This window comes from Ramlibacter sp. 2FC (assembly GCF_005503345.1).
GTDB lineage: Bacteria > Pseudomonadota > Gammaproteobacteria > Burkholderiales > Burkholderiaceae_C > SCMQ01.
The window spans coordinates 1-12,249 of sequence record NZ_SCMM01000080.1; the positions used below are offsets into that span (position 1 = coordinate 1).

Annotated in this window: 14 protein-coding genes; 1 reads left to right on the forward strand and 13 read right to left on the reverse strand. The window is 67.1% G+C overall.

Going from position 1 to position 12,249, the window contains the following annotated elements:
• Positions 1 to 257: 257 nt before the first annotated feature.
• The 13 genes from FFS10_RS21315 to FFS10_RS21375 form a co-directional block, all read right to left on the reverse strand.
• Positions 258 to 1,037: a nuclease-related domain-containing protein gene (locus FFS10_RS21315; protein ID WP_171016006.1), complete on the reverse strand. Its 780-nt coding sequence runs from the start codon at positions 1,035 to 1,037 to the stop codon at positions 258 to 260.
• A gap of 82 nt (positions 1,038 to 1,119) precedes the next feature.
• Positions 1,120 to 1,875 (reverse strand): tyrosine-protein phosphatase, encoded by a 756-nt coding sequence (locus FFS10_RS21320; RefSeq protein WP_137896608.1) that lies wholly within the window; start codon positions 1,873 to 1,875, stop codon positions 1,120 to 1,122.
• A 48-nt stretch (positions 1,876 to 1,923) separates the two neighbouring features.
• Positions 1,924 to 2,613 carry a hypothetical protein gene (locus FFS10_RS21325; RefSeq protein WP_137896609.1) on the reverse strand — a complete coding sequence of 230 codons (690 nt, stop codon included), beginning with the start codon at positions 2,611 to 2,613 and terminating at the stop codon, positions 1,924 to 1,926.
• Entirely contained in the window at positions 2,606 to 3,280 is a 675-nt protein-coding gene (locus FFS10_RS21330; protein ID WP_137896610.1) for a MarR family transcriptional regulator, read from the reverse strand. The genes FFS10_RS21325 and FFS10_RS21330 overlap by 8 nt, the downstream gene beginning before the upstream one ends.
• 101 nt (positions 3,281 to 3,381) lie before the next feature.
• Positions 3,382 to 4,428: a Gfo/Idh/MocA family protein gene (locus tag FFS10_RS21335; protein ID WP_137896611.1), complete on the reverse strand. Its 1,047-nt coding sequence runs from the start codon at positions 4,426 to 4,428 to the stop codon at positions 3,382 to 3,384.
• 19 nt (positions 4,429 to 4,447) lie between these two features.
• On the reverse strand, positions 4,448 to 5,452 hold the full coding sequence (locus FFS10_RS21340; RefSeq protein ID WP_137896612.1) for an aldo/keto reductase: 1,005 nt from the start codon (positions 5,450 to 5,452) through the stop codon (positions 4,448 to 4,450).
• A gap of 257 nt (positions 5,453 to 5,709) precedes the next feature.
• Positions 5,710 to 6,660: a Gfo/Idh/MocA family oxidoreductase gene (locus FFS10_RS21345; protein WP_137896613.1), complete on the reverse strand. Its 951-nt coding sequence runs from the start codon at positions 6,658 to 6,660 to the stop codon at positions 5,710 to 5,712.
• Between the two features lie 2 nt (positions 6,661 to 6,662).
• Entirely contained in the window at positions 6,663 to 7,526 is an 864-nt protein-coding gene (locus FFS10_RS21350; protein WP_137896614.1) for a class III extradiol dioxygenase subunit beta, read from the reverse strand.
• Complete coding sequence (gene ligA / locus FFS10_RS21355; protein WP_137896615.1) at positions 7,527 to 7,994, reverse strand: protocatechuate 4,5-dioxygenase subunit alpha; 468 nt, start codon at positions 7,992 to 7,994, stop codon at positions 7,527 to 7,529. It lies immediately after the preceding gene.
• 9 nt (positions 7,995 to 8,003) lie between these two features.
• Complete coding sequence (locus tag FFS10_RS21360) at positions 8,004 to 8,933, reverse strand: amidohydrolase family protein (RefSeq protein WP_137896616.1); 930 nt, start codon at positions 8,931 to 8,933, stop codon at positions 8,004 to 8,006.
• A 19-nt stretch (positions 8,934 to 8,952) separates the two neighbouring features.
• A complete protein-coding gene (locus FFS10_RS21365; protein WP_137896617.1) occupies positions 8,953 to 9,954 on the reverse strand; it encodes a Bug family tripartite tricarboxylate transporter substrate binding protein in 1,002 nt (333 codons plus the stop codon).
• Positions 9,955 to 9,971: 17 nt separating this feature from the next.
• Positions 9,972 to 10,655, reverse strand: a complete 684-nt coding sequence (ligK, locus tag FFS10_RS21370) for a 4-carboxy-4-hydroxy-2-oxoadipate aldolase/oxaloacetate decarboxylase (RefSeq protein WP_137896618.1) — start codon at positions 10,653 to 10,655, stop codon at positions 9,972 to 9,974.
• A 24-nt stretch (positions 10,656 to 10,679) separates the two neighbouring features.
• On the reverse strand, positions 10,680 to 11,708 hold the full coding sequence (locus FFS10_RS21375) for an amidohydrolase family protein (RefSeq protein ID WP_137896619.1): 1,029 nt from the start codon (positions 11,706 to 11,708) through the stop codon (positions 10,680 to 10,682).
• Positions 11,709 to 11,873: 165 nt separating this feature from the next.
• Between FFS10_RS21375 and FFS10_RS21380 the strand changes: the two genes are divergently transcribed.
• Positions 11,874 to 12,249, forward strand: a 376-nt coding sequence (locus FFS10_RS21380; RefSeq protein WP_137896620.1) for a LysR family transcriptional regulator, incomplete at its 3' end; no start/stop codon positions are given.

Here is a 12,249-nt window from a genome sequence, read left to right on the forward strand (position 1 = left end):
GGGTGGTGGGGCCGGTGATGGCGGCACAGGGTGCCGTTGGTGCTGGCTAGGGCGAACTACCGAACGGCCTGGCCTGGGTCGGCATCGCGCTGCTGCTGGGCGCGGGTCTGTACATGCTGCACAGCGAGCGCGCCCATGCAAGCGCGGCGTTCAAGGCTGCAGCGGACTGACGGGCGGCAAGAGTGATTGCGGCCCCGTCGCACCGTGAGACCGCCGCCGATCTCTCTCAACTTGGCAGCTTTCGGACTGCGCGAGTCCTACTTTTCGTTCTGCATCCTGATGTAGCTGCTCAGCGCGGAGGCCATCGCCTGCACTTGCTCGCGCGTATAGCGCTCGGGCTCGTTCTCAATAAACTTGTTCAAGGCCTTCGGCTCAAGCACCCACGCGCCAACGCCTTTCGAATCGAACGGGCTGACAAACCAGCCTGGGAAAAGCACCACAGGCCACACCGACACATCAAACCGGCTTCCAGTTAAGAAGCTGCGAAGCCAGCCCGCTTGGGCCTTGGCCTGTACCAGCGGATCGCGGTCCAGCTTCCGGCCATTGGCCAGCACCACGCCATTCACCACGGACACTTTGCAATCACCGCGCCGCGGTTTGGAAAGCGTTTTTGTTTCTATGGAGAAGACACCACGCGGGCCGATCAACACATGGTCCAGGTTGGCATCGCCGCTAGGCACGTCATGGAAAACAAAAAAGCCTGAAGTTCTGAACCACTCGAGATACTGGGCCACGACCCGTTCGCCATCACGACCCAGCTTGAGCAGCCGAATCCGCCTTCGCGTGCGCCGGACCTTGAACACCGCATACAGAAAGGTCGCAACCGCCGCAGCGGTGAATACCCATGGCGAAGGTTTCGCGTCGCTCACGTACCGCCACCACTCAAGCACGGCGAGCAGTGCCATGGACACTGCGAGAAACAGTGGCGACAACACATGGTCATATACCACGTCGTCCAACTCGTCCGTTAGCGACTGGCCCGGCACACGCAGTGGCGCGGCGCGCTCCAATGGCGAACGCTCTTCGGCATGTTTCATTGTTCCTCTCCCATCCATTTGGCCCTCACGCCCTATCCATCCCTGGGCGCACCGACTGGTTGTAAGGCAGGCTACCAGATTGTCAGGGTAGGACGGGCGGCTCGAGGTAGAGCTGCGCCAGCCGCTGGCGCTCGCGCTCGCCCAGGCGCAAAGACTCCTTGAAGTAGCGGTCCACGCCACCGTAGTCGGCCTCGACGGCTTGCAGCGCGGCCTCGAGGAAGTCTTCCTGCACGCGCCACAGCACCTGCATCACCTCGGGCGGCGTGCGCCCGGGCGGCAGCGGCGGCATGCGGAACAGCTCGTTGGTCAGAAGGTAGTCGCGCATCACCACGGGGCGCGGCACCCCCAGGGCCAGCAGGATCAGCGCGGCGGCGAAGCCGGTGCGGTCCTTGCCCGCCGTGCAGTGGATCACCAGGGGCGCGTCGCTCTCGAGCAGGTGGCCGAACAGCTCGGTAAAGCGGTGGGCGTTGTCGTGCACGAAGGCGCGGTAGGTCTGCTGCATCAGGCGCACGGTGTCATTCGCCGTCACCTGGTGACCCGCGTCCAGCAAGTCCTTCATGCCCTGCACCACGGTGGGCTCGATCGGCAGCGCGTGCTGCGCCACGCCCGGCAGCTCGTAGGGCACGGCCGCGCGCTCGCTCACGCCGCGCAGGTCGAAGGCGCGGGTGAGGCCCAGCGCCGTCAGCCGCTGCGTATCCTCCTCCGTCAGGCCGGCCAGATGGTCCGAGCGGAACAGCCGCCGCCAGCGCAGCTGCTGCCCGCCCAGGCCGGTGTAACCGCCGAGGTCACGGAAGTTGCTGGCGCCGGTGAGCTTGAGGGAGCGGGTGGGAGATGGCATAGCCTTCGTTTATACCCAAACGGTTCAGGACGGGCTGTGCTGAAGGTGTCAGTGCCCGGCCAAGGCGGCCATCTGCCGGAGTCGCTGCAGCACGAGACCGCTGCGCGCAGGCTCCGACACCAGGCCGGGGAGCACATTGAGGAAATCCGGGTGAGCCAGTACCCCACGCAGCGTTTCGGCGACAAAGTCCGCCACGTCCGCAGGAGCGTCGGCCAATTCGCCCACCGCCTCGGCCCGCCCATCGACCACAGTGATGACATCCTCGAGGTCATGGCTGAGATACGGATCATTCTGGCCACGATCCTTGAATGCCTCGAGCTTGGTGGCCATGAAGTAAGGGGCTGACAGATGCCGCAGCGGCAGACCAGGCGCCAGCTCGGTGGTCACGGCGGCCGCGAAGGCGGGTCTGTACCAACGGTTGGCAAAGCCCATCACGCTCTCTTCCAGCGGCACCAGGTCCAGCTGCATGCGGTTCCAATACCAGCGGAACGGCGGCGTGCTGGCCTCCATGGTTTGGCGAAAGCCCTGTGCCATCAGTACCTCGGCCAGTTGGTGGTAGGCCGCCAAGGTAAACACCTCCACGATCGCGTCCACGTCTTCCGTGGCGCGCACCTCGGCCACCTCCGGCTGCGTGAGCAGCAGGCCCGTGGCACAGCCACCCACGAACACGACCTGTCCGCGCAGCGGCCCCATGGCCAACGCCATCTGGGTGAGCAGTGCCAGGTTCGGGTCAGCCATGCATGGACCTCTTCTCAGGCGCAGGCCCCTCAGGGTAGATCAACGCGGGCAGCCGCTCCATGGCCATGCCGCGCTCGCGCGCGCGCCCCACGCGCAAGGCGTCGAACAGCGCCAGCATCTCGTAAAGCTTTTCGTCCTGCATGGCGGCATAGGGCACGCTCGGGTGCAGCGGCATCAGCCCCTGGCCGCGCACCGTGCCCTGCGGATGGGGCCAGACCCAGGCGTCCGAGCCTGGCACGAAGACATTGGCGAACGCCGGGGCGCTGTGACTGGTGGGCACGCCCAGCGCCACCGGCAGGCGCTCGGCGAAGAAGGCGTACTTGGCGCCATGCAGGGCGAACTCGGCCAGATGGCGCGCGTTCACATGCGCCGGGTTGTCAGTCGGCCGGTCCGGCGCCTCACCCACCTGCAGCCGGGCACGGCGCGGCCGCGTATGCACCCGATACCCTGCCGCCGGCTCCTGCACGCCCATCGGCACCGAGTCGGGCGGCACCAGCAGCGCGTTGTCTACCAGCAAGCCGGCCTGCAAGCCGCGCCTGATGCAGGCATGGGCTTCGGAAGCGCTCAAGCCCAGGGCCTGCGCCAGGCTGGCATAGGTCCAGCGCCGACTACCCCAGGCCACGAGCTTGAGGGCGACCAGAAAGTCTTGAGGTTTGAGCTGGGCCATGATTCAATATTCGCAAATCGCGAATACAGAATGTAAAACAAAAACAGAGTGGCCGCAAGGCGCCACGCCTGAGGCGGCCGGCTGGAGCTTGGCCGCCCGCCCTAAACCGCCACCGCCCTGCCCTCGCGCGCGCTACGCGCGATCGCCTCCAGCGTGGCCGCAATGTCCAGGCTGGCGGCGGCGGCACGGGCTATGGCGTCGAAATCCTGCTCGGCGACCACCTTGGCGAAGGCCTCGGCACAGAAGCGGAAGCCGCTGCCGCTGGGAGAGCGGATCTCCTCGAAGGGGATGCTGTTGGCGATGCCGCGGCGCAAGCGCAGCTGGCTGGGCAGGTAGCCCCAGGGATGGCCGGCGCCGTCGCTGGTGTGGTTGAGGTACTCGGTCTCCATCGTGCCCTGGCTGCCGACCAGGGTGGCGCGGCGGTGGTTGGCCGCGTCCATGGCGCAGGACAGCTGGGCGCGCCGGCCGTCGGCGAAATGCAGCGTGGCCACGAGGCTGATGTCCACGCCCGAGTCGGACCAGCTGGCGTCGGCCAGCACGCGCTCGGGCGCGCTGCCCATGACCAGGCGGATCAGGCTCAGCGTGTAGCTGCCGGCGTCGAGCAGCGCGCCGCCGCCCAGCTCGGGCTTCAGGCGGATGTTGGTCTGCGGGTTGCCCACGGTGAAGCCGAAGCTGGCCTGCACCGAGCGCAGCTCGCCGATGGCGCCTTGCTGCAGCAGCGCCAGCATGTCGCCGGTCTGGGGCTGGAACCACCAGGGGTAGGCCTCGAGCAGCATGACGTGGTGGCGCCGCGCGGCGTCGAACATGGTCTGCGCCTCGGCCCGGCCCAGGGCCAGGGGCTTTTCGCACAGCACATGCTTGCCGGCCTCGGCGGCCTTGACCGCCCATTCGGCGTGCAGGCTGTTGGGCAGGGGGATGTAGACGGCGTCGACCTCGGGGTCGGCCAGCAGGGCTTCGTAGCTGGCGTGGTGGCGTGCTATGCCCTGGGCGGCGGCGAAGGCGGCGGCCTTGTCGGCGTCGCGGCTGGCGACGGCCACGATCTGGACGGCCGCGCTGGGCTGCACGTCGCGCGCGAACTGCTTGGCGATGTTGGCGCAGCCTAGGATGCCTATGCGCAGGGGTTGGGTACGGGTGGGTGTGGTGGTCATGGCGGGAGTGTATGGGGCGTCAGAAGGTCTCGGTATCGACCTCGCTGTTGCCCTGGTCGTTGTAGCGGCTGCCGACCACGGTGTTCTGGTTGATCAGCGCATCGAGGCGCGCGAGCACCGCGGCGTCGAGCTTGACGTTGACCGCGCCCAGGTCGTCCAGCAGGTGGTCGACCCGCGTGGTGCCGGGAATCGGCAGGATGTCCTGGCCCTGGTGCAGCAGCCAGGCCAGGGCCAGCTGGGCCGGGGTGCAGCCGACTTCGCGCGCGATGGCCTGGTAGCCGTCCAGCAGCCTGAGGTTCTGCGCGTAGTTCTGGGGCGCAAAGCGCGGCATGGCGCGGCGGATGTCCTTGGCTTCGAACGCAGCCACGTCGGGCGGCGCGCCCGTGAGGAAGCCGCGCGCCACCGGGCTGAAGGCGACGAAGCTGATGCCGAGTTCGCGACAGGTGTCGAGTACGGCGATCTCGGGGTTGCGCGTCCACAGCGAGTACTCGGTCTGCACGGCGGCGACGGGGTGCACGGCGTGGGCCTTGCGTATGGTGGCGGCCGAGACTTCGGACAGGCCTATGCTGCGGATCTTGCCCTCGCGCACCAGGTCGGCCAGCGCGCCCACGCTGTCCTCTATGGGCAGCTTCTTGTCCCAGCGGTGCAGGTAGTAGAGGTCGATCACCTCGGTGCGCAGCCGCTTGAGCGCGGCCTCGCAGGTGGCCTTGATGGTTTCGGGCCGGCCGTCGATCACGCGCACGGGCTTGCCGTCGCCATTGAGGTCCACGCCGCTCATGCCGCATTTGCTGGCCAGGGTGAAGCGGCTGCGGTGCGGCGACAGCACCTTGCCGACCAGGGTTTCGTTGGCGCCGAAGCCGTACAGGGCGGCGGTGTCGAAATGGGTCACGCCGGCGTCCAGCGCGGCCAGCAGGAGCTGCTCGCCCTGCTCGGGCGAGGGCGGCGCGCCGTAGGCGTGGCTGAGGTTCATGCAGCCCAGGCCGATGGCGCTGACGCTGAAGGGGCCGAGTTTGCGTTGTTGCATCGAAAGATCTCCTGAAAACGGCAACGGCTCCAGCCGCGAGGATGGAGCCGTGGAATCATGCGTCATCGCGAGCCCCGCAAGCGGCGTGGCGATCCATCATGGATTGCCACGGCGGCTGCGCCGCCTCGCAATGACGGGAGCGGGCGCGCTGGATCGTCATCGCGAGCCCCGCAGGGGCGCGGCGATCCACCGTGGATTGCCGCGCCCGCCACGGCCTTCGGCCTCGCAGCTGAAGGCTGCGCGCCTCGCCATGACACTCAGGCGCCGAGTTGCTGCTCCAGGTCGTGCAGCACCTGGTAGCAGGGCAGCACCTGGGCCACGCTGGAATTGGGCTCGCGGCCTTCGCGGATGGCGGCGAAGAATTCGCGGTCCTGCAGCTCGATGCCGTTCATGGACACGTAGCCCTGGGACACGTCGATCTTCTCCTCCTTGCCGTTGAACAGGTCGTCGTAGCGCGCGATGTAGGTGCCGGTGTCGCCGATGTAGCGGAAGAAGGTGCCCAGGGGCCCGTCGTTGTTGAACGACAGGCTCAGCGTGCAGATCGCGCCGTTGGCGGCCTTGAGCTGGATGCTCATGTCCATGGCGATGCCCAGCGCGGGGTGGATCGGGCCCTGGATGGCATTGGCCTTCACGATGGGGCTGCCGGCCTGGTAGGCGAACAGGTCCACGGTGTGGGCGGCATGGTGCCACAGCAGGTGGTCGGTCCAGCTGCGCGGCTGGCCCAGGGCGTTCATGTTGGTGCGGCGGAAGAAATAGGTCTGCACATCCATCTGCTGGACGTTGAACTCGCCGGCCTGGATCTTCTTGTGCACCCACTGGTGGCTGGGGTTGAAGCGGCGGGTGTGGCCGACCATGGCGACGAGGCCGGTCTGCTTCTGCAGGGCCGCCACTTCCTGGCCGTCCTTGTACACGTCGCACAGCGGGATCTCGACCTGCACATGCTTGCCGGCCTGGAGGCAGGCGATGGACTGCGAAGCGTGCATCTGCGTGGGCGTGCACAGGATCACGGCGTCCACTTCCTTGATCGCCAGCGCGTCGGCCAGCTCGGTGCTGACATGCTTGATGCCGTACTTGTCGGCCACTTCCCGGGTCTTGTCCAGGTCACGGCTGATCAGCGACACCACTTCCACGTCGGCGATGTTCTTGATGCCGTCCAGGTGCTTGATGCCGAAGGCGCCGGCACCGGCGAGAGCGACTTTGATGGTCATGTTCAGTTCTCCAGAATCAGGTGGCCTACGGCCGTGTTGGATGCAGGCACATGGTAGAAGCGGTGCGTGAGCTTGGGCGCCGGGCCGCCGGCCACGTCGGCCATGGCGCCGCGCGCGATCAGCCACATGACGAGCTCGATGCCCTCGCTGCCGGCCTCGCGCACGTAGTCGATGTGCGGCTTGTTCGACAGGCCCTCGGGGTCGGCGATCAGCTGATCCAGGAAGGCGTTGTCCCACTCGCGGTTGATCAGGCCGGCGCGCGGGCCCTGCAATTGGTGGCTCATGCCGCCCGTGCCCCAGATGTGGACGTTGAGGTCCTCGTCGAAGGACTCCACGGCCTTGCGGATGGCCTGGCCCAGCATGTAGCAGCGGCGGCCCGAGGGCACGGGGTACTGCACCACGTTGACGGCAAACGGGATCACCGGGCAGGGCCAGGCCTCGGTCTTGGGGTCCAGCTCGCCGCACATCAGCGACAGCGGCACGGTGAGGCCGTGGTCCACGTCCATCTTGTTGACGATGGTGAGGTCGAAGTCCTGCTGGATCACGCTCTGCGCGATGTGTGAGGCGAGTTCGGGGTGGCCGATGACCTTGGGCACCGGGCGCGGCCCCCAGCCCTCGTCGGCCGGCTGGAACTCGGCCGCCGTGCCGATGGCGAAGGTGGGGATCAGGTCCAGGCTGAAGGCCGTGGCGTGGTCGTTGTAGACCAGGAAGACGACGTCGGGCTTGTTCTCCTTCATCCACTGCTTGGAGAACTCGTAGCCCTTGAACAGCGGCTGCCAGTACGGCTCCTGCGTCTTGCCGAGGTCCAGCGCGGCGCCGATGGCCGGCACGTGCGAGGTGTAGACGGATGCGGTGATTCTGGCCATTCAGGTCCCCTTGGTCTTTCCCGCTGCGGCTTGCTGCAGCTCATGGCTCTTGCCTTGCGGCTGGTTCTGCGGCTGGGCGTCGCCGTCCTCGCCGAGGTAGCGGTTGCCCTCGGCCGAACGCCCGCCCTTGATCATCATGTCGCGGTACTCTTCCTCGGTCATACCGGTCATGGAGCCCGCCATCTGCTGGAAGCTGCGGCCGTCGGTCGCGCCTATCTTGGCCAGGAAGTAGATGTTGCCGCCCAGGGCGATGCAGCGGTTGAGGTCGCGCGCCAGCACGGCCTGCTTCTGCTCCTCGCTCATGGCCCACTCGTCGAGGTAGGCGCGTTCGTCGGCCTTGAAGCGCTCGCGGTTCCCGGCCTTCATCAGCGACATGCAGAACTGGTTGAGCCAGTAGCCCTTGCGGCTTTGCTCGGCGTCGAAGATGGTCGTGCCGGGCACGTCCATGTAGGGCTTGTCGAGTGGCATGTCGACTCCTTACTTGACTTCTTCGGGCCAGTACAGGCGCATCGGGTTGTCGACCAAGAGCTTCTTCTGCAGCTCGGCCGTGGGCGCGATGTGCGGGATGAAGTCGACCAGCAGGCCGTCGTCGGGCATGTGGTCCTTGAGGTTGGGATGCGGCCAGTCGGTGCCCCAGAGCACGCGGTCGGGGAACTCCTCGACCACGCGGCGCGCGAACGGCACCACGTCGCGGTAGGCACCACCTTCCAAGCCTTGCTCGCCGTTCAGCGCCTTGGGGCCGGTGACCGACAGGCGCTCCGGGCAGCTGACCTTGCTCCAGACGTTCTTGTGCTCGCGCATGAACTTGAGGAACAGCTCGAACTCGGGGCCATCGATGGGCTTGCTCACGTCGGGCCGGCCCATGTGGTCCACCACCACCGTGGTCGGCAGCGCGGTGAAGAAGTCCCACAGCTCGGGCAGCTCCACGGACTCGAAGTAAATGACGACGTGCCAGCCCAGCTTGGCGATGCGGCCGGCGATCTCCATCAGCTCGTCCTTGGGCGTGAAGTCGACCAGGCGCTTGACGAAGTTGAAGCGCACGCCGCGCACGCCGGCAGCGTGCAACTGCTGCAGCTCCTCATCGCTGACGCTGCGCTTGACGGTGGCGACGCCGCGCGCGCGGCCAGCAGAGGCCAGGCAGGCGTCGACCATGGCGCGGTTGTCGGCGCCGTGGCAGGTGGCCTGCACGACCACGTTGCGCGCGAAGCCCAGGTGGTCGCGCAGCGCGAACAGCTGCGCCTTGGAGGCGTCGCAGGGCGTGTACTTGCGCTCGGGCGCGTAGGGAAACTCGGCGCCGGGGCCGAACACATGGCAGTGCGCGTCCACGCTGCCGGCGGGCAGCTGGAAGCGGGGCTTGCTCGGGCCGGCGTACCAGTCCAGCCAACCGGGGGTCTTGGTGAATTCCATGGCAGGCAACTCCTTGTCTTTACTCGAGCTCGATCTTGGCGCGCTTGATGATGGCCTCGTGGCGCTTGGCCTCGGACTGGATGTACTTGGCGTACTGCTGGCGGTCCAGGTTCAGCGGCTCGTAGCCGAAGGACAGGAACTTCTCCTTCACCTCGGGGCCGGACAGCGCCTCGGCCACGTCCTTGCGGATCTTGTCGGCGACGGCCGGCGACAGGCCCTTGGGGCCGACGATGCTGTTCCAGCCGCTGACCTCGTAGGGCGCAGCCGGGCCGCCCGACTCGGCCACGGTGGGCACGTCCGGGTAGGCAGACAGGCGCTTGGGCGCCGCCACCGCGAGGAAGCGCAGCTTGCCGGCGCGCTGCATGGGGCCGGCGGTGGCCGCCGAGCCGATCGAGAACGCCAGCTCGCCGGTGGCCACCGAGGTGTAGAGCTGGGTGGTTTCCTTGTAGAGCACATGCTCGACCTTGGTGCCGGTCAACTGCTGGAATTCCTCCATGCCCAGGTGCACCGGGTTGCCGATCGACCAGGAGCCGTAGTTGAGCTTGCCGGGGTTGGCCTTGGCGTCGGCGATGATGTCCGACACCTTCTTGTACTTGCTGTCCTGGGCCACCGTGAAGAACAGGTAGGCCTTGAACAGCGGCGCCAGGGGCTCGAAGTCCTTCTCGACTTCGTAGGGCAGCTTCTTGAACATGTAGGGATAGGCCGCCAGGTGCACGCTGTCGAGCTGGATCAGGTCGTGGCCGTCCTTGGCGCCGCGCTTGAAGGCGTCGATGGCGATGAAGCCGTTGCCGCCCGGGCGGTTCTCGACCACCACGGGCTTGCCCCACTTGCGCCCCAGCTTGTCGGCCAGCAGACGGGCCACGCCGTCCGGGCCGCCGCCCACGGGGTAAGGCAGGATCAGGCGCACGGTCCGGGTCGGCCATTCCTGGGCAGACGCGTTCTGGGCGAACAGGCCCAGGCCGGCGACGGCCAGGGCGGCGGACAGCAGCGCGCCACGGCGCAGGATTTGGATGGATTTCATCGGGTAGTTCCTCGGGTTCAGTCGATGTAGCGCAGGCCGGCTTTTTCCAGCGGCTCGCGCATCTTGTACATGTCCAGGCCCAGCACGCCGGAGGCGAGCTTGGCGCGTTTTTCGCCTTCGAAGCTTTCGCGCTTGGCGGCGGCCTCGGCCACCTCGACCACCTTGGCGGCCGGCACGCAGCACACGCCGTCGTCGTCGGCGACGATGGCGTCGCCCGGGTTCACGATCATGCCGGCGCAGACCACCGGGATGTTGACCGAGCCCAGCGTGGCCTTGATCGTGCCCTTGGACGAGATGGCCTTGCTCCAGACCGGGAAGCCCATCTCCTTGAGCGTCTTCACGTCACGCACGCCGGCGTCGATGATCAGGGCCTTGGCGCCGCGCGCCTGGAAGCTGGTGGCCAGCAGGTCGCCGAAGTAGCCGTCGGTGCACTCGGCCGTGACGGCCGCGACCACGATGTCACCAGGCTGGATCTGCTCGGCCGCCACATGCATCATCCAGTTGTCGCCGGGCTGCAGCAGCACCGTGACGGCGGTGCCGGAGACCTGGACACCGCTGTAGATCGGGCGCATATAGGGCTTGAGCAGGCCCACGCGGCCCATGGCCTCGTGCACCGTGGCCGAGCCCAGCGCGGCCAGGCGCTCGGTGGCCGCGCGGTCGGCGCGGGTGATGTTGCGGTAGACGACTCCGAGTTCGTACATGATCAGCTTCCTTGTTTCGATCGATTACTTGCCACGCTGCTTCAGAGCGGCATCGAGGCGCGGGAACACGCGGCGCGCGTTGCCCTCGTAGACCTTGTAGCGGTCGTCGCCCACGACGATGGTCGAGGCCTCGATGTAGCGCTTGGTGTCGTCGTAGTAGTGGCCGGTCTCCGGGTCGATGCCGCGCACGGCGCCGATCATCTCGGAGGCGAACAGGATGTTGTCCACCGGGATCACCTTGGTCAACAGGTCGATGCCGGGCTGGTGGTAGACGCAGGTGTCGAAGAAGACGTTCTTCAGCAGATGCTCCTGCAGCAGCGGCTTCTTCATCTCCTGGGCCAAGCCGCGAAAACGGCCCCAGTGGTAGGGCACGGCGCCGCCGCCGTGCGGGATGATGAACTTCAGCGTCGGGAAGTCCTTGAACAGGTCGCCCTGGATCAGCTGCATCACGGCCGTGGTGTCGGCGTTCAGGTAATGCGCGCCCGTGGTGTGGAAGCAGGCGTTGCAGCTGGTCGACACGTGGATCATGGCCGGGATGTCGTACTCGACCATCTTCTCGTAGATCGGGTACCACTGCTTGTCGGTCAGCGGCGGGCTGGTCCAGTGACCGCCCGAGGGATCGGGGTTGAGGTTGATGCCGACGTTGCCGTATTCCTTGACGCATTTCTCGAGCTCGGGAATGCAGGTCGCAGGGTCCACGCCGGGCGACTGCGGCAGCATGGCCGCCGGAACGAAGTTGTCCGGGAACAGCTGGGAGACGCGAAAGCAGAGCTCGTTGCAGATCGCGGCCCAGGTCGAGGAGACCTTGAAGTCGCCGATGTGGTGGGCCATGAAGCTGGCGCGCGGGCTGAAGATGGTGAGGTCGGAGCCGCGCTCCTTCATCAGGCGCAGCTGGTTGGTCTCGATGGACTCGCGCAGCTCGTCGTCGCTGATCTTGAGGTCGGCGACCTTGGGGCCGAGCTCGGGCGTCTTGAGGTTGGCGATCTGTGCGTTGCGCCAGTTCTCCAGCGCCTTGGGCGCGGTGGTGTAGTGGCCGTGGCAGTCGATGATCATGCAGGTCTCCTGGTCGTGCGGATGAGGTGCGGGCCGCCGGGCGATGCCGGGCCGATGGGGCGGATTGTGCGACTTCGCCCCCCGGACGAACAGCCCCTAGGTCGTCTAGCAGCTAGAACAAATATTTATATCTACAATCCAGCTATGTAAATTTCCAAGGGCATCGTGGACCTCAAGCAGCTCGAGTACTTTGTGCGCGTGGCCGAACTGGGCAGCTTCACGCGCGCCGCCGTCGCGCTGGACGTGGCCCAGCCCGCGCTGAGCCGTCAGGTGCGCCTGCTCGAGGTCGAATTGCGCCAGAACCTGCTGGTGCGCAACGGCCGCGGCGCCACACCCACCGAGGCCGGCAAGCTGCTGCTGGAGCATGGGCGCGGCATCCTGCACCAGGTCGAGCGGGCGCGCGAGGAGCTGGCGCGCGCGCGCGGCGGCCTGGCCGGGCGCGTGGCGCTGGGCCTGCCGCCCAGCGTGGCGCGCGTGCTCACGGTGCCGCTCACCCGGGCCTTTCGCCAGCAGATGCCCGAAGCCCATTTGTCGATCAGCG